The 15,610-nt window shown below is 66.0% G+C and carries 17 protein-coding genes; 15 read left to right on the top strand and 2 right to left on the bottom strand.

What is annotated here, in order from left to right; genetic code table 11:
• Positions 1-41 precede the first annotated feature (41 nt).
• The 3 genes from CAG33_RS14485 to CAG33_RS14475 are packed head-to-tail and all read left to right on the top strand — an operon-like array spanning position 42 to position 1,721.
• Positions 42-404: a CidA/LrgA family protein gene (locus CAG33_RS14485; protein ID WP_085585961.1), complete on the top strand. Its 363-nt coding sequence runs from the start codon at positions 42-44 to the stop codon at positions 402-404.
• Complete coding sequence (locus CAG33_RS14480) at positions 404-1,120, top strand: LrgB family protein (RefSeq protein WP_085632385.1); 717 nt, start codon at positions 404-406, stop codon at positions 1,118-1,120. Before CAG33_RS14485 ends, CAG33_RS14480 begins: the two co-directional genes overlap by 1 nt.
• A gap of 10 nt (positions 1,121-1,130) precedes the next feature.
• On the top strand, positions 1,131-1,721 hold the full coding sequence (locus tag CAG33_RS14475; RefSeq protein WP_085638939.1) for an LON peptidase substrate-binding domain-containing protein: 591 nt from the start codon (positions 1,131-1,133) through the stop codon (positions 1,719-1,721).
• 31 nt (positions 1,722-1,752) lie between these two features.
• Here the strand turns inward: CAG33_RS14475 and CAG33_RS14470 are convergent, their stop codons facing one another.
• Together CAG33_RS14470 and CAG33_RS14465 are read right to left on the bottom strand one after the other, a co-directional pair.
• Positions 1,753-3,069 carry a bifunctional DedA family/phosphatase PAP2 family protein gene (locus CAG33_RS14470; RefSeq protein WP_085585967.1) on the bottom strand — a complete coding sequence of 439 codons (1,317 nt, stop codon included), beginning with the start codon at positions 3,067-3,069 and terminating at the stop codon, positions 1,753-1,755.
• An 87-nt stretch (positions 3,070-3,156) separates the two neighbouring features.
• Positions 3,157-3,855, bottom strand: coding sequence for a DNA-3-methyladenine glycosylase (locus CAG33_RS14465; RefSeq protein ID WP_085585969.1), 699 nt, complete (start codon positions 3,853-3,855; stop codon positions 3,157-3,159).
• Positions 3,856-4,032: 177 nt separating this feature from the next.
• Between CAG33_RS14465 and CAG33_RS14460 the strand changes: the two genes are divergently transcribed.
• The 12 genes from CAG33_RS14460 (at position 4,033) to lipA (ending at position 15,494) form a co-directional block, all read left to right on the top strand.
• The gene (locus CAG33_RS14460) at positions 4,033-5,304 is read left to right on the top strand and encodes a glutamate-5-semialdehyde dehydrogenase (RefSeq protein ID WP_085638936.1); all 1,272 of its coding nucleotides are present in this window, start codon (positions 4,033-4,035) and stop codon (positions 5,302-5,304) included.
• Position 5,305: 1 nt separating this feature from the next.
• On the top strand, positions 5,306-5,995 hold the full coding sequence (gene nadD, locus CAG33_RS14455) for a nicotinate-nucleotide adenylyltransferase (RefSeq protein ID WP_170930002.1): 690 nt from the start codon (positions 5,306-5,308) through the stop codon (positions 5,993-5,995).
• Between the two features lie 71 nt (positions 5,996-6,066).
• Positions 6,067-6,561 (top strand): ribosome silencing factor, encoded by a 495-nt coding sequence (rsfS, locus tag CAG33_RS14450; RefSeq protein WP_085585975.1) that lies wholly within the window; start codon positions 6,067-6,069, stop codon positions 6,559-6,561.
• 10 nt (positions 6,562-6,571) lie between these two features.
• Positions 6,572-7,039: a 23S rRNA (pseudouridine(1915)-N(3))-methyltransferase RlmH gene (gene rlmH, locus CAG33_RS14445; protein ID WP_009051038.1), complete on the top strand. Its 468-nt coding sequence runs from the start codon at positions 6,572-6,574 to the stop codon at positions 7,037-7,039.
• A gap of 10 nt (positions 7,040-7,049) precedes the next feature.
• Positions 7,050-8,945 carry a penicillin-binding protein 2 gene (gene mrdA / locus CAG33_RS14440; protein WP_085585977.1) on the top strand — a complete coding sequence of 632 codons (1,896 nt, stop codon included), beginning with the start codon at positions 7,050-7,052 and terminating at the stop codon, positions 8,943-8,945.
• Between the two features lie 31 nt (positions 8,946-8,976).
• A complete protein-coding gene (gene rodA / locus CAG33_RS14435) occupies positions 8,977-10,080 on the top strand; it encodes a rod shape-determining protein RodA (RefSeq protein ID WP_085586018.1) in 1,104 nt (367 codons plus the stop codon).
• Between the two features lie 17 nt (positions 10,081-10,097).
• Positions 10,098-11,108: a lytic murein transglycosylase B gene (gene mltB, locus CAG33_RS14430; RefSeq protein ID WP_085632381.1), complete on the top strand. Its 1,011-nt coding sequence runs from the start codon at positions 10,098-10,100 to the stop codon at positions 11,106-11,108.
• The gene (locus tag CAG33_RS14425) at positions 11,108-12,118 is read left to right on the top strand and encodes a septal ring lytic transglycosylase RlpA family protein (RefSeq protein ID WP_085585981.1); all 1,011 of its coding nucleotides are present in this window, start codon (positions 11,108-11,110) and stop codon (positions 12,116-12,118) included. Before mltB ends, CAG33_RS14425 begins: the two co-directional genes overlap by 1 nt.
• Positions 12,119-12,307: 189 nt before the next feature.
• Positions 12,308-13,465: a D-alanyl-D-alanine carboxypeptidase family protein gene (locus CAG33_RS14420; protein ID WP_085632379.1), complete on the top strand. Its 1,158-nt coding sequence runs from the start codon at positions 12,308-12,310 to the stop codon at positions 13,463-13,465.
• A gap of 82 nt (positions 13,466-13,547) precedes the next feature.
• Positions 13,548-13,823 (top strand): DUF493 domain-containing protein, encoded by a 276-nt coding sequence (locus CAG33_RS14415; protein WP_085585985.1) that lies wholly within the window; start codon positions 13,548-13,550, stop codon positions 13,821-13,823.
• Positions 13,823-14,470 (top strand): lipoyl(octanoyl) transferase LipB, encoded by a 648-nt coding sequence (gene lipB / locus CAG33_RS14410; protein ID WP_085585987.1) that lies wholly within the window; start codon positions 13,823-13,825, stop codon positions 14,468-14,470. The genes CAG33_RS14415 and lipB overlap by 1 nt, the downstream gene beginning before the upstream one ends.
• A gap of 1 nt (position 14,471) precedes the next feature.
• Positions 14,472-15,494: a lipoyl synthase gene (gene lipA / locus CAG33_RS14405; protein WP_085585989.1), complete on the top strand. Its 1,023-nt coding sequence runs from the start codon at positions 14,472-14,474 to the stop codon at positions 15,492-15,494.
• Positions 15,495-15,610 lie beyond the last annotated feature (116 nt).

Below are 15,610 nucleotides of genomic sequence, written 5' to 3'. Positions count from 1 at the left end.
GCCCCGCCCGTGCTTGGCGGGCGGTCGGACGGAGATGTCGGATGTTGCTACGTGGCCTGACCTGGCTGGTGCTGTTCCAATTGCTCGGCACGGCGCTCAACCATTTGCTGTTGCCGGTGCTGCCGGGGCCGATCATCGGCCTGCTGCTGTTGCTGGGGTTCCTCATCGTACGGGGCGAGGTCGGCGAGCCGCTGAGCCTGGCCGCCGGCAGCCTGCTGCGTTACCTGCCGTTGCTGCTGGTGCCGCCGGCGGTGGGGGTGATGGTGTACGCCGGCGCCATCGCCGCGGATTTCTGGGCCATCGTCGGTGCGCTGGTGGTGTCGCTGATCCTGTCCATGGCGTTCGCCGGGGTGCTGATGCAGCGCCTGGTCAAGCGTCACGCCGCCGGCACGGAGGAGTCCTGATGCTGTTCGACTGGCAAGGCGCCTGGGCGTCGGTGATCCACCATCCGCTGTTCGGCATCGGCGTCACCCTGGGGGCCTATCAACTGGTGCTGGCGGCGTTCGAGAAGACCCGCTGGATCTTCCTGCAACCGGTGCTGGTGTCGATGCTGCTGGTGATCGGCGTGCTGGTCGGCTGCGGCCTGACCTACGCCGAGTACCGCAAGAGCACCGAGATCCTCAGCATCCTGCTGGGGCCGGCGACCGTCGCGCTGGCGGTGCCGCTGTACCTGAACCTGCGGCGCATCCGCCAATTGTTCTGGCCGATCTTTACTACGCTGGTGATAGGCGGCGTGGTCGCCACCGGCATGGGCGTGGCGCTGGGCTGGTGGTTCGGCGCCGACCGCATGATCCTCATGACCATGGCGCCCAAGTCGGTGACCTCGCCGATCGCGATGCTGGTGGCCGAGCAGATCGGCGGCGTGGCGGCGCTGGCGGCGGTGTTCGTGCTGATCACCGGGGTTATCGGCGCGATCTTCGGTCCGGCGCTGCTCGACCGCCTCGGCGTGCGCAGCCCCGAGGCGCGCGGCATGGCGCTGGGCATGACGGCGCACGCGGTGGGCACGTCGGTGGCGTTGCAGGAAAGCGATGAGTGCGGCGCCTTCGCGGCGCTGGCGATGAGTCTGATGGGCGTGGCCACGGCGGTGTTCCTGCCGTTGGCGGTGTCGATGGTGGTGTAAGGATATGGCTATGAGTCTGCCGCTTTTCCCGCTGAACACAGTGCTGTTTCCCGGCTGCAACCTCGACTTGCAGATCTTCGAGGCGCGCTACCTGGACATGATCGGCCGCTGCATGAAACAGGGCGCAGGCTTCGGCGTGGTGTGCATCCTCGACGGCGACGAGGTCGGCGCCGCGCCGGAAGGCTTCGCCCGGGTCGGCTGCGAGGCGCGCATCACCGATTTCCAGCAGCAGGACAACGGCCTGCTGGGCATCCGCGTGCAGGGCGGGCGGCGCTTCCGGGTGCTGCGCAGCGAGGTGCAGCGCGACCAGTTGCTCGTCGCTGACGTCGAATGGCTGGACGACGAGCCCGAGCAACCGCTGCAGGACGAGGACGCGGATCTGGTGGCCTTGCTCAAGGCGCTGGCCGAACACCCGATGGTCGAGGCGCTGGACATGGGCACCCACGCGGCGGGGCAGCAGTCGTTGGCCAATCAGCTGGCCTACCTGCTGCCGTTCGCCGAGGCGGACAAGCTGGACCTGCTCCAGCTCGACGACCCGCAGCAGCGGCTGGACGCGATCCAGGCGCTGCTCGATGAGCTGCAAGGCGAGCTGTTTGCTTGAGGGGCAGCGCTTGAGGGGCAGCGCCTGAAGGTCAGTAGGCGTAGCGCAGCATGACGTGGGGCAGGTGGCGCATGACGAACAGGCCGAACAGCGCCACCAGCGCCGGCAGCACCAGCCACCAGACTTTCTGCGGCATCGGCCCGAGCGGCGTCTGCCGCTGGATCAGCCACAGCCCCGCCGCGCACACGCACGCCGCCAGCATCGCACCGGCCAGCACGTCGGTCGGCCAGTGCGCCCCCAGGTACACCCGCGACAGGGCGATGGCCATGGCCGGCAGACAGCCGAGCAGCAGCCAGGTCAGGCGCATCCGCGGCGGCTGGCCGCGCCCGGCGAGCACCGCGAGGGTCAGGAACAGCGCGAACGAGCCCGAGGCATGGCCGCTGGGCATGCTGTAGCTGGTCAGCGGATCGGTCAGCACCTCGGGGCGCAGACGGGCGAAGAAGTGCTTGGTGGCGGTGTTGGCCAGCGCGGTGACGAGCAGGGTGCCGCCGACGAATATCGCATGGCGCCATTGGCGCATCAGCAGCAACAGGCCGGTGAACAAGGCGCTGAACAGCAGCATGTTGCGGAACTCGCCGATCAGCGTGAAGGTGACGGCGATTTCGTCCAGGGCCGGCTGCCGGTGTTCCTGGATCAGCGTCATCACGCCCCGATCCAGGGCGGTGAGGTAGGGGTAGCCGATGAACAGGCCGATCAGGATCAGCAGGCTCATGCCGCCGATCCAGACGGTCGCGCGGCGATGGCGGCGCAGGCTGCTGTTGGCGCTCAGGCCCACCATCGCGGCGATGCTGCCAGCGACGATGCCGGCCTGCAGCCAGAAACCTTCGGGCAGCGGCAGGCGGATCGCCGCACCCGTGGCCCAGCCCGGCAGCAGATAGGCGACACTCCAGCCGGCGGCGGCCAGCAGGCTCACGGCGGCGAAGCGCGGGAAGGGCATGTCGCACATGCCGGCGACCATCGGCAGCATGGGCCGCAGCGGGCCGATGAACCGGCCCACCAGCAGGCTGGCGATGCCGTAGCGCTGGAAGTAGGTCTCGGCCCCGGCCATCCACTCCGGATGGTGGCGCAGCCCGGGCAGGCGCCGGATGTTCTGGTGGAAGTGGCGGCCCAGGTAATAGGAAACGGCGTCGCCCAGAATCCCGCCGAGAAAGCCCAGCAGCAGGGTTTCGCTCAAGGGCAGCGCGCCGCTGCCGGCCAGCACCGCCACGGTGAACAGCAGCACGGTGCCCGGCACGATGATCCCGGCGATCGCCAGGCACTCCACGAACGCGATGATCAACACCGCCGCCGCCAGCCACTGCGGGTTGGCCGCCAGCCATCCGGTCACGCTATCGAGCCATTGGCCCATTGCATATCACTCCATCCATTTCATGAGAATCCTTGTAGGCGCGAGCCCGCTCCCACAGGGCATTGCCTGTCCGGGATCCCGGCATATTCAAGGCAGCAAATAGTAATCGCGCCCTTCGACCTGCCCGCGACGCAACGGGTTCCGGGTGCACCACTGCGCGTAGGCGGCGTCGACGAAGCGGTACATCAAATGCTCGTCGCGCCCGTGGGGAATGCCCAGCCGGGTGGTCTGGATGATGTGGGTCGGGGCGGGGCCGGTGTCTTCCACCAGCAGCACGTCGTGGTCGAAACGCTTGGCGTCCCACACCGGCACCTTCAGCCCCAGCGCCTTGCACAGCAAGGTCTGCCCGGCGCAGAGCTTTTGCGACGGGCGCGGCCGGCCCTGGGCGTCGGGGTTGTTCAGCAGCATCTGCGCCAGGCTGGCCGGCCCGCTGATCTCATCGACCCACGGATAGGCGGATTTGATCAGCACCGCGTTGCCGGGCCCCTGGGCGCTGAAGTTCAGCGAATCGCCGCCGCGGGCGTAGTACATATAGATGTGCCCGCCGTCCAGAAACAAAGCCTTACGCTTTTCTGTGTAGCCGAGGGAGGCGTGGCTGCCTTTTTCTTCGCAGTAATAGGCCTCGGTCTCGATGATCCGGGCGCTGAGCCACAGGTCGCCGACCCGGTGGCGGATGACTTTGCCCAACAGGTCCTGCGCCAGCGTCTGGGCGTCGCGGTCGAAGAAGGCGTCCGCAAGGCCGGCGGGCCGGGGCGCGGCGGGGAGGGGAACGGTCAGGTTGGACATGGCGGGCGGCGTTCATCCAGGCTCGGGAGGGCGCGATGATAACAATTTGGATCTTAATCACGGCTGAACGTCGGCAAATCCAAAGCGATTTCGACCATCCGCCCGTCACCGCTGTTAGTCCCGGGACGCGACAGCTATAATCTGCCGCTTTCCTCTTTGCCAAGACCCCAGCAGACCATGACTGAGTCCGTTCTTGACTACATGACCCGATTGGGTCGCGCCGCCCGCGAAGCGTCCCGGGTCATCGGCCGTGCCGGCACCGCGCAGAAGAACCGCGCCCTGCTGGCTGCCGCCAATGCCCTGGACGCCGCCCGCGCCGAGCTTGCGGCAGCCAACGAACAGGACCTGGCCGCCGGTCGCGCCAACGGCCTGGAGCCGGCGCTGCTGGAACGTCTGGAACTGACCCCGGCGCGCATCGACGGCATGATCACCGGCCTGCGCCAGGTGGCGGCATTGCCCGATCCCGTGGGTGCGATCCGGGACATGAGCTTCCGTCCGTCGGGCATCCAGGTCGGCAAGATGCGCGTGCCGCTGGGCGTGATCGGGATCATCTACGAGTCCCGGCCGAACGTGACCATCGACGCCGCCAGCCTGTGCCTGAAGTCCGGCAACGCGACCATCCTGCGCGGCGGCTCCGAGGCGATCCACTCCAACCGCGCCATCGCCGCCTGCATCCAGCGCGGCCTGGCCGAAGCCGACCTGCCGCCTGCCGTGGTGCAGGTGGTCGAGACCACCGACCGCGCCGCCGTCGGCGCGCTGATCGCCATGCCCGAACACGTCGATGTGATCGTGCCGCGCGGCGGCCGTGGCCTGATCGAACGCATCAGCCGCGATGCCCGGGTGCCGGTGATCAAGCACCTGGACGGCATCTGCCACGTCTACGTCGGCGAGCACGCCGATCTGGCCAAGGCCGAGCGCATCGCCTTCAACGCCAAGACCTACCGCTACGGCATCTGCGGCGCCATGGAGACCCTGCTGGTCGACCAGGCCGTCGCGAAGGACTTCCTGCCGTCGATGGCCGCCCGCTTTCGCGAGAAGGGCGTCGAGCTGCGCGGTTGCGAGCGCACCCGCTCGATCATCGACGCGGTGGCGGCCACCGAAGACGACTGGAGCACCGAGTACCTGGCGCCGATCCTGTCGGTGCGCGTCGTCGACGGCCTGGACCAGGCCATCGAGCACATCAACCATTACGGCTCCCACCACACCGACTCGATCGTCAGCGAGCACCTTGCCGACACCCGTCGGTTCGTGACGGAAGTCGATTCGGCGTCGGTGATGATCAACACCCCGACCTGCTTCGCCGACGGTTTCGAATACGGATTGGGTGCCGAGATCGGCATTTCTACTGATAAGCTGCACGCCCGCGGCCCGGTGGGTCTCGAAGGCCTGACCTGCGAGAAGTACATCGTGGTCGGTGATGGCCAGTTGCGCGGCCAGGCGACGGTCTGACTTGTCCGATCTCGACCCTAAAGCGCCGCTGCCCGCCAGCGAATCCCGACCCCGGCGCATCGGCGTACTGGGCGGCACGTTCGACCCGGTGCACGTCGGCCATCTGCGCGGTGCGCTGGAAGTCGCCGATGCCCTGGGCCTCGACGAGCTGCGCCTGACGCCCAGCGCCCGGCCGCCGCACCGCGATGCGCCGCAGGTGTCGGCGCAGGACCGGCTGGCGATGGTCGAATGCGCGGTGGCCGGCGTGCCGCCGCTGGTGGTGGACGCCCGCGAACTGCAGCGGGACAAGCCGTCCTGGACCATCGACACCCTGGAGTCGATGCGCGCCGAAATGGCCGCGGAGACCCAGGTTTTCCTGCTTTTGGGCTGGGACGCGTTTTGCGGCCTGCCCACTTGGCACCGCTGGAGCGAACTGCTCCAGCATTGCCACATCCTGGTGCTTCAGCGCCCGGACGCCGACAGCGAGCCGCCGGATGCCTTGCGCAACCTGCTGGCGGCGCGCTCGGTGAGCGACCCGCAGGCCCTCAAGGGGCCGAGCGGACAGATTGCATTCGTCTGGCAGACACCGCTCGCGGTGTCCGCCACCCAGATCCGTCAACTGCTGGCCAGCGGTAAGTCGGTACGTTTCCTGGTGCCCGACGCGGTCCTGGCCTACATCGATGCGCACGGTCTGTACCGTGCGTCGAACTGAACAAGGCGTGCTTCACTGATACGCACCGGCGTATCCCGAACCGCCGAACACATGAGCAAAACGAGTTTTATATGACCAACAACGACGTAAACAAAATCAAGCGCAAAGGCACGTTCAAGAGTGCCCCGCTGCCGGAGCCGACCGTGAGCGCCGAGCCGCTGAAGGGCGACGAGCTGGTCAAGGTCGCCGTGGCGGCCCTGGAAGACGTCAAGGCCCAGGACATCCAGGTCATCGACGTGCGCGACAAGCAGAGCATCACCGACTACATGGTGATCGCGACCGGTACCTCCAACCGCCAGATCAACGCGATGCTGGAAAAGGTCCGCGAAGAGGTCAAAAAGAACGGCGCCCGTCCGCTGGGCGAAGAAGGCAAGGGCGACAGCGACTGGGTGCTGCTGGACCTGGACCTGGTGATCGTGCACATGATGACCGCCTCGGCCCGTCAGTTCTACGACCTGGAGCGCCTGTGGGCCGGTGCCGAGCAGAGCCGTGCGGCCGACGCCAAGCACCACAGCCCGGAAAACACCCACGAGCATTTCGCCAAGCTCAACAAAGACCAGCAGTAAGGTAAGCGCTGTGCGACTGCGACTGATCGCCGTCGGTTCACGCATGCCCAAGTGGGTGGAAGAAGGCTGGCATGAGTATGCCAAGCGTCTTCCGTCCGAGCTGGCGCTGGAACTGGTGGAAATTCCGCTCAATACCCGTGGCAAGAATGCCGACGTGGCCCGTTTCATCCGTCAGGAAGGCGAAGCCATGCTGGCCAAGGTCGGGCAGAACGAGCGGATCGTCACCCTCGAAGTCCACGGCAAGCCGTGGAGCACCGAGCAGCTGGCGGTCGAACTGGACCGCTGGCGGCTGGACTCGCGCACCGTCAACTTCATGGTCGGCGGCCCGGAAGGGTTGGCGCCGGAAGTCTGCGCGCGGGCCGACCAGCGCTGGTCGCTGTCGCCGTTGACCTTGCCGCACCCGCTGGTGCGCATCCTCATCGGCGAACAGCTGTACCGTGCCTGGACCGTGCTGTCCGGCCACCCTTACCACAAGTAATCCAGCCCTCATGTCTCAGCCGATCCGCATCAAGGACCACGAAAAAGACGCACGTCTGGTGCGCAGCCGCGTCGTGTTCGGGGCCATTGCGATCGTCATGCTGATCGGCGTGCTGATTGCGCGGCTGTATTACCTGCAGGTGATCCAGTACGAGTACCACTCGACGCTGTCGGAGAACAACCGCGTCCACGTCCAGCCGATCCCGCCGACCCGCGGCCTGATCTTCGACCGCAACGGCGTGGTGGTGGCGGACAACCGCCCCAGCTTCAGCCTGAGCATGACCCGCGAGCGCTCCGGCGACTGGCAGCAGGTGCTCGACGTGATCGTCGAAGTGCTGGAGCTGACGCCCGAAGACCGGGTGATCTTCGAGAAACGCATGCGCCAGGGGCGCCGGCCGTTCGAGCCGGTGCCGATCCTGTTCGAGCTGACCGAGGAGCAGATCGCCCGGATCGCGGTGAACCAGTTCCGCCTGCCGGGCGTGGAAGTGGTCGCGCAGCTGGTCCGCCACTATCCCCAGGGCGCGCATTTCGCGCACTCGGTGGGCTACATGGGGCGGATCAACGAGAAAGAGCTCAAGACCCTCGACCCGGTCAACTACAGCGGCACCCACCACATCGGCAAGACCGGCATCGAGCGCTTCTACGAGGCCGAGCTGCACGGCCAGGTGGGTTACGAGGAAGTCGAGACCAACGCCCGGGGCCGCGTGCTGCGGGTGCTCAAGCGCACCGATCCGGTGCCGGGCAAGGACATCGTCCTGAGCCTCGACATCAAGCTGCAGGAAGCTGCCGAAGCGGCGCTGGGCGGCCGCCGCGGCGCCGTGGTGGCGCTGGATCCGCGCACCGGCGAGGTGCTGGCGATGGTCAGCCAGCCGAGCTTCGACCCGAACCTGTTCGTCACCGGCATCAGCTTCAAGGCCTATGCCGAGCTGCGCGACTCCATCGACCGGCCGCTGTTCAACCGTGTGCTGCGCGGCCTGTACCCGCCCGGCTCGACCATCAAGCCGGCGGTGGCCATCGCCGGCCTCGACGCGGGCGTGGTGACGGCGACCAGCCGGGTGTTCGACCCGGGCTACTACATGCTGCCCAACTACGATCACAAGTACCGCAACTGGAACCGCACCGGTGATGGCTTCGTCGACCTGGACACGGCGATCATGCGTTCCAACGACACCTACTTCTATGACCTGGCGCACAAGCTGGGCATCGACCGGCTGTCCGCCTACATGAACAAGTTCGGCATCGGCCAGAAGGTCTCGCTGGACATGTTCGAAGAATCCCCCGGCCTGATGCCGTCCCGCGAGTGGAAGCGGGCGACCCGCCGCCAGGCCTGGTTCCCCGGCGAGACCCTGATCCTGGGGATCGGCCAGGGCTACATGCAGTCCACGCCGCTGCAGCTGGCCCAGGCCACGGCGCTGGTGGCCAACAAGGGCGTGTGGAACCGTCCGCACCTGGCCAAGACCATCGAGGGCGAGAAGCCCAAGGACGAGAATCCGATGCCGGACATCGTCCTGCGCGACCCGTCGGACTGGGCCAAGGTCAACCACGGCATGCAGCAGGTGATGCACGGTGCCCGGGGCACCGCGCGCAAGGCGTCTATCGGCGCCCAGTACCGGATCGCCGGCAAGTCGGGTACGGCCCAGGTGGTCGCGATCAAGCAGGGCGAGAAGTACGACCGCTCCAAGGTGCAGGAGCGCCACCGCGACCACGCTTTGTTCGTGGGCTTCGCCCCGGCGGACGATCCCAGGATCGTGGTGTCGGTGATGGTCGAGAACGGTGAGTCCGGCTCCGGCGTCGCGGCGCCGGTGGTGCGTCAGGTCATGGATGCCTGGCTTCTGGATCAGGACGGACGGTTGAAGGCCGAATACGCCAGCCCTATCAGTGCGGAGGCTACGGCCCGTGAAGAATAATTTCGATCGCATGCTCTCCAGCGAGGATGTGATGCGTCGCCGCGCGACGCTGCTGCAACGCCTGCACATCGACGGCCCGTTGCTGGTGCTGCTGCTGATCCTGGCCGCCGGCAGCCTGTTCGTGCTGTATTCGGCCAGCGGCAAGAGCTGGGACCTGCTGGGCAAGCAGGCCACCTCGTTCGGCATCGGCCTGGTGTCGATGATCGTCATCGCCCAGTTCGAGCCGCGGTTCATGGCGCGCTGGGTGCCGCTGGGCTACGTGGTCGGGGTGGTGCTGCTGATGGTGGTGGACATCATGGGCCACAACGCCATGGGCGCCACGCGCTGGATCAACATCCCCGGGGTGATCCGCTTCCAGCCGTCCGAGTTCATGAAGATCCTGATGCCGGCGACCATCGCCTGGTACCTGTCCAAACGCACGCTGCCGCCGCAGCTCAAGCATGTGGGCATCAGCCTGCTGCTGATCGGCGTGCCGTTCGTGCTGATCGTGCGCCAGCCGGACCTGGGCACCTCGCTGCTGATCCTGGCCGGCGGTGCGTTCGTGCTGTTCATGGGCGGCCTGCGCTGGCGCTGGATCCTCAGCGTGCTGGCCGCGGCCGTGCCGGTGGCGGTCGCCATGTGGTTCTTCATCATGCACGACTACCAGAAGCAGCGGATCCTGACCTTCCTCGACCCGGAAAGCGACCCGCTGGGCACCGGCTGGAACATCATCCAGTCCAAGGCCGCCATCGGTTCCGGCGGCGTGTTCGGCAAGGGCTGGCTGCTGGGCACCCAGTCGCACCTGGACTTCCTGCCGGAAAGCCACACCGACTTCATCATTGCGGTGCTGGGCGAAGAGTTCGGCCTGGTGGGGATCTGCGCGCTGCTGCTGATCTACCTGCTGCTGATCGGCCGCGGGCTGGTGATCACCGCCCAGGCGCAGACGCTGTTCGGCAAGCTGCTGGCCGGTGCGCTGACCATGACGTTCTTCGTCTATGTGTTCGTCAACATCGGCATGGTCAGCGGCCTGCTGCCGGTGGTGGGGGTGCCGTTGCCGTTCATTAGCTACGGAGGAACTTCGCTGGTGACGCTGCTGTCAGCGTTTGGGGTTTTGATGTCGATCCATACCCACCGCAAGTGGATCGCACAGGTTTGAATAAGGTGAACAGTTCAATGCAAGCAATGCGTGGCTGGGCGACCCGGCACATGCCGTGGGTCGGCCTGGTGGGCATCCTTGGCGGCGCGCAGGAAGCGCTGGCCGGTGATTACGAGGGCTCGCCCCAGGTGGCCGAGTTCGTCGGCGAGATGACCCGCGACTACGGTTTCGCCGGCGAGCAGCTGATGGCGGTGTTCCGCGAGGCCGAGCGCAAGCAGTCGATCCTCGATGCCATTTCCAAGCCCGCCGAGCGGGTCAAGCAATGGAAGGAATACCGGCCGATGTTCCTCACCGACGCGCGCATCGCCCGCGGGGTGGACTTCTGGCGCCAGCACGAGGCCACCCTGGCCCGCGCCGAGCAGGAATACGGCGTTCCGGCCCAGGTGATCGTGTCGATCATCGGCGTTGAGACCTTTTTCGGACGCAATACCGGCAATTTCCGGGTGATCGATGCCTTGTCCACCCTCGGATTCGACTATCCTCCCCGTGCCGAGTTTTTCCGCAAGGAGCTGCGCGAGTTCCTGCTGCTGGCCCGTGAGGAACAGGTCGACCCGTTGACGCTCAAGGGCTCCTACGCCGGCGCCATGGGCCTGCCGCAGTTCATGCCGAGCAGTTTCCGCGCCTATGCGGTGGATTTCGACGGCGACGGCCACATCAACATCTGGAACAACCCGGACGATGCGATCGGCAGCGTCGCCAGCTATTTCAAGCGTCACGGCTGGGTCGCCGGCGAGCCGGTGGTGAGCCGGGCGGATGTGCGGGGCGAGCAGGTGGACGAAGGTCTGACCGCCGGCATCGAGCCGACGAAAACCGTCGGGGAGTTGCGGGCGCTGGGCTGGTCGAGTCATGATGCGCTGCGCGACGACATGCCGGTCACCGCGTTCCGCCTCGAAGGCGACAACGGCCCCGAATACTGGATGGGCCTGAAGAATTTCTACGCGATCACGCGTTATAACCGCAGCGTGATGTACGCCATGGCCGTACATCAACTGTCTGAACAGCTGGTACAAGCACGGGGCGTCAAGTAATGCGGGCATTGCCTATCAACAAACCCCTGAAGCTGGTGGCATTCGCTGCGTTGGCGGTGCTGGTCGCCAGCTGTTCGACCAGCCGTTCGCCCGCTCAGAAGTCCGCCTCCAACAGCGTCCGCTCGCAGCCGGGCCTGGACATCAACCGGGCCCACAAGGACGGCGCGCCGTGGTGGGACGTCGACGTGTCGCGCATCCCGGACGCCACGCCGACCCTGCACACCGGCCCCTACAAGGCCAACCCGTACACGGTGCTGGGCAAGACCTACTTCCCGCTGCAGGAATCCAAGACCTACGTCGCCCAGGGCACCGCGTCCTGGTACGGCACCAAGTTCCACGGCCAGAACACCGCCAACGGCGAGGTGTACGACCTGTACGGCATGAGCGCCGCGCACAAGACCCTGCCGCTGCCCAGCTATGTGCGGGTGACCAACCTGGACAACAACAAGAGCGTGATCCTGCGGGTCAATGACCGCGGGCCGTTCTATTCGGACCGGATCATCGACCTCTCCTACGCGGCCGCCAAGAAGCTCGGCTACGCCGAAATCGGCACCGCGCGGGTCAAGGTCGAAGGCATCGACCCGCAGCAGTGGTGGGCCGCCAAGGGCCGTCCGGCGCCTCTGATGCTCAACGAGCCGCAAGTGGCGCAGAATGCCGCCCCGGCGATCACGGCTTCGGCCGGCACCGTCGAGCAGTGGACGCCTCCGCCGCAGCAGCACGCCGCGGCCGTCGTGCCGGTTCAGCTCGATGCAAAAAAAAACGCTTCTGCAACAGCGTCTGGCCAGTATCTGCAGGTGGGCGCGTTCGCCAACCCGGACGCTGCAGAACTCCTGAGGTCGAAGCTCAGCGGGATGGTGAGCGCTCCGGTGTTCATCAGTTCGATCGTGCGCAATCAGCAGACCCTGCACCGGGTGCGGCTGGGGCCGATCGGATCGCCGGGTGAGATCGCCCAGGTGCAGAACAGCGTGCGCCTGGCCAACCTCGGTTCGCCGAGCGTGGTCACCGAGTAAAAAACGTAGGACTTGATTGACGGTTCACTTGCGGTTTCGGGGGGTGGACCAGGTTGTTGGCTCGTCGAAGAACAAAAGCCCGGCAAGGGTGACTGGAGTGAGCAACTGAACACGCGATGGCCCGATGAGAAGGCCATCTGATTAGTTTTGCCCGCAAGGGCAGTTTCCATTAGCGATTTCGAGAGACGGATGAACATCACCACCTTTGCCAAACGCCTGTGCCTGCTAGTCCCGCTGCTCCTCTCGCCTGCCGCCTTCGCGGCCGAGATGATGCCGTCGCCGCCGCAACTGGCCGCCAAATCCTACGTGCTCATGGACGCCAGCAGCGGCAACGTGCTGGTGGAGAACAACGGTGACCAGCGCCTGCCGCCGGCCAGCCTGACCAAGCTGATGACCGCGTACATCGCCACGCTGGAGATCCGTCGCGGCCAGATCGGCGAGAACGATCCGGTGACCGTCAGCGAGAACGCCTGGCGCACCGGCGGTTCGCGGATGTTCATCAAGGTCGGCTCCCAGGTGACCGTCAGCGACCTGCTGCACGGCATCATCATCCAGTCGGGCAACGACGCCAGCGTCGCGGTGGCCGAGCACATCGCCGGCAGCGAAGACGCGTTCGCCGACCTGATGAACAAGACCGTCGCCGACCTGGGCATGACCAACACCCACTTCATGAACCCGACCGGCCTGCCCAACCCTGAGCACTACTCGTCGGCCCATGACATGGCGATCCTGGCCCGCGCGATCATCCACGAAGACCCGGCGCACTACGCCATCTACTCCCAGAAGGAGTTCTTCTGGAACGGCATCAAGCAGCCTAACCGCAACCTGCTGCTGTGGCGCGACAAGACCGTCGACGGCCTGAAGACCGGCCACACCGACGAAGCCGGCTACTGCATGGTGTCCTCGGCCGTGCGCGACGGCATGCGCCTGATCGCGGTGGTGTTCGGCACCAACAGCGAAGTGGCCCGCGCCGCCGAGACCCAGAAGCTGCTGACCTACGGTTTCCGCTTCTTCGAAACCCAGACCTTCTACCAGAAGGGCACCGAACTGGCCCAGGCGCCGGTCTGGAAGGGCACCACCGGTCAGGTCAAGGCCGGCCTGGCCCAGGACCTGACCATGACCCTGCCGAAAGGCCAGCTGAAGAAGCTCGCCGCCAGCATGACCATGAACCCGCAACTGACCGCGCCGATCGCCAAGGGCGACGTGATCGGTAAAGTCGAAGTGAAACTGGACGACAAGGTGGTGCACAGCGCCGACCTGATCGCCCTGGACGCTGTCGAGGAGGGTGGTATCTTCCGCCGCATGTGGGATAGCATCCGTCTATTCTTCTACGGCTTGTTCAACTGATCCCAGTGTTGACCTGCATGGCCCCGCCCCGAACCCGGAGCGGGGCCATGCTCGTTGGCACGGCTTGCGAGGCCGTTACGCCATGAGCGATACCCAAGTAAAGGCGCCAAAGATCGAATTTCCTGTCACGGACTATCCTGTCAAGGTGATCAGCGACACCGGCGTGGGCAACAAGGACAAGATCATCGACATCGTCCGCAAATACGCCAAGATCAACGATGAGCGTGTGGACGAGCGTCAAAGCAGCAACGGCAAGTACACCACCATCCAGTTGCACATCGTGGCGACCGACCAGGATCAGCTGTACAACATCAACAGCGAACTGCGGGCGACCGGTTTCGTGCACATGGTGCTGTGATGCCGGGCACGCTGGGCTTTCGCGAACTCGGCCAGATGGCTTACGAGCCGGTCTGGCATGCCATGCAGCGCTTCACCAACGAACGCGGCAGCGATGCCGCGGACGAAGTCTGGCTCGTCGAGCACCCGCCGGTGTTCACCCAGGGCCAGGCCGGCAAGGCCGAACACCTGCTGCTGCCGGGCGACATTCCGGTGGTGCAGGTGGACCGGGGCGGGCAGGTGACCTACCACGGCCCCGGCCAACTGGTGGCCTACCTGCTGCTGGACGTGCGCAAGCTGGGTTTCGGCGTTCGGGACCTGGTCACGCGCATGGAGCAATGCCTGATCGAACTGCTGGCCAGCTACGGCGTGACCGCAGCGGCCAAGCCCGACGCCCCCGGCGTCTATGTCGACGGGGCGAAGATCGCATCCCTGGGGCTGCGGATTCGCCACGGCTGTTCCTTTCACGGCCTGGCCCTGAACGTGGACATGAACCTGGAGCCGTTTCGACGGATTAATCCCTGCGGCTACGCCGGGCTGGCCATGACCCAGCTGAGCGACCACGCAGGATCGATTGAATTTGCCGAGGTAAGTGCCCGGCTGCGCGCGCAGCTCGTCAAACACCTCGACTATGCTGAGCAGACGACCCTGACGGGCGGAATCGACTGATATGACTACTGATGCAGTGCAAACCATGATCCCGACGCTCGATGTCACTGAGCGCCCGGCCCCGCGTGCCAAGGTCGAAGCCGGCGTCAAGCTGCGCGGCGCCGAGAAGGTCGCACGCATCCCCGTGAAGATCATCCCGACCACGGAGCTTCCCAAGAAGCCCGACTGGATCCGCGTGCGCATCCCGGTTTCGCCGGAAGTCGAGCGCATCAAGACCCTGCTGCGCAAGCACAAGCTGCACAGCGTCTGCGAAGAGGCCTCCTGCCCGAACCTGGGCGAGTGCTTCTCCGGCGGCACCGCGACCTTCATGATCATGGGCGACATCTGCACCCGTCGCTGCCCGTTCTGCGACGTCGGCCATGGCCGTCCGAAGCCGTTGGACGTCAACGAGCCGGAAAGCCTGGCCATCGCCATCGCCGACCTGCGCCTCAAGTACGTGGTGATCACCTCGGTGGACCGTGACGACCTGCGCGACGGCGGTGCCCAGCACTTCGCCGACTGCATCCGCGAGATCCGCAAGCTGTCGCCGAACGTGCAGCTGGAGACCCTGGTGCCGGACTACCGCGGCCGCATGGACATCGCCCTGGAAATCACCGCCGCCGAGCCGCCGGACGTGTTCAACCACAACCTGGAAACCGTGCCGCGCCTGTACAAGGCCGCACGCCCGGGTTCCGACTACCAGTGGTCGCTGACCCTGCTGCAGCGCTTCAAGCAGATGATGCCGCACATCCCGACCAAGTCCGGCCTGATGCTGGGCCTGGGCGAGACCGACGACGAAGTGATCGAAGTCATGAAGCGCATGCGCGAGCATGACATCGACATGCTGACCCTGGGCCAGTACCTGCAGCCGTCCCGCAGCCACCTGCCGGTGCAGCGCTTCGTGCACCCGGACACCTTCGCCTGGTTCGCCGAGGAAGGCTACAAGATGGGCTTCAAGAACGTCGCCTCCGGCCCGCTGGTGCGTTCCTCCTACCACGCCGACGAGCAGGCGAAACTGGTCAAGGCCGAGCTGCTGGGTTCCTGATCCGGCGCTGACCCGAAATCGCCCGCCGCGCCCCAGCGCCCGGCGGGCGTTTTTTTGCCTGGCCTATGCTCGACAGAGACTTTTCCCGCAACCGATGGCTGACAATGCCTCTTCTG

The sequence above is a fragment of the Pseudomonas sp. B3(2017) genome, assembly GCF_002113595.1.
In the GTDB taxonomy this organism is placed as follows: Bacteria; Pseudomonadota; Gammaproteobacteria; order Pseudomonadales; family Pseudomonadaceae; genus Aquipseudomonas; species Aquipseudomonas ekonensis.
This window is presented reverse-complemented; position numbering and strand designations above follow the sequence as displayed.

What these genes read in the sequence shown, in the direction of transcription:
- lipA (WP_085585989.1), top strand. Translation starts at nt 14,472, where the DNA reads ATGACTACTGATGCAGTGCAAACCATGATCCCGACGCTCGATGTCACT.
- CAG33_RS14420 (WP_085632379.1), top strand. Translation starts at nt 12,308, where the DNA reads ATGAACATCACCACCTTTGCCAAACGCCTGTGCCTGCTAGTCCCGCTG.
- CAG33_RS14415 (WP_085585985.1), top strand. Translation starts at nt 13,548, where the DNA reads ATGAGCGATACCCAAGTAAAGGCGCCAAAGATCGAATTTCCTGTCACG.
- CAG33_RS14470 (WP_085585967.1), bottom strand. Translation starts at nt 3,069, where the DNA reads ATGGGCCAATGGCTCGATAGCGTGACCGGATGGCTGGCGGCCAACCCG.
- CAG33_RS14460 (WP_085638936.1), top strand. Translation starts at nt 4,033, where the DNA reads ATGACTGAGTCCGTTCTTGACTACATGACCCGATTGGGTCGCGCCGCC.
- mltB (WP_085632381.1), top strand. Translation starts at nt 10,098, where the DNA reads ATGCAAGCAATGCGTGGCTGGGCGACCCGGCACATGCCGTGGGTCGGC.
- mrdA (WP_085585977.1), top strand. Translation starts at nt 7,050, where the DNA reads ATGTCTCAGCCGATCCGCATCAAGGACCACGAAAAAGACGCACGTCTG.
- lipB (WP_085585987.1), top strand. Translation starts at nt 13,823, where the DNA reads ATGCCGGGCACGCTGGGCTTTCGCGAACTCGGCCAGATGGCTTACGAG.
- CAG33_RS14475 (WP_085638939.1), top strand. Translation starts at nt 1,131, where the DNA reads ATGAGTCTGCCGCTTTTCCCGCTGAACACAGTGCTGTTTCCCGGCTGC.
- CAG33_RS14465 (WP_085585969.1), bottom strand. Translation starts at nt 3,855, where the DNA reads ATGTCCAACCTGACCGTTCCCCTCCCCGCCGCGCCCCGGCCCGCCGGC.
- CAG33_RS14425 (WP_085585981.1), top strand. Translation starts at nt 11,108, where the DNA reads ATGCGGGCATTGCCTATCAACAAACCCCTGAAGCTGGTGGCATTCGCT.
- rsfS (WP_085585975.1), top strand. Translation starts at nt 6,067, where the DNA reads ATGACCAACAACGACGTAAACAAAATCAAGCGCAAAGGCACGTTCAAG.
- CAG33_RS14485 (WP_085585961.1), top strand. Translation starts at nt 42, where the DNA reads ATGTTGCTACGTGGCCTGACCTGGCTGGTGCTGTTCCAATTGCTCGGC.
- rodA (WP_085586018.1), top strand. Translation starts at nt 8,977, where the DNA reads ATGCGTCGCCGCGCGACGCTGCTGCAACGCCTGCACATCGACGGCCCG.
- CAG33_RS14480 (WP_085632385.1), top strand. Translation starts at nt 404, where the DNA reads ATGCTGTTCGACTGGCAAGGCGCCTGGGCGTCGGTGATCCACCATCCG.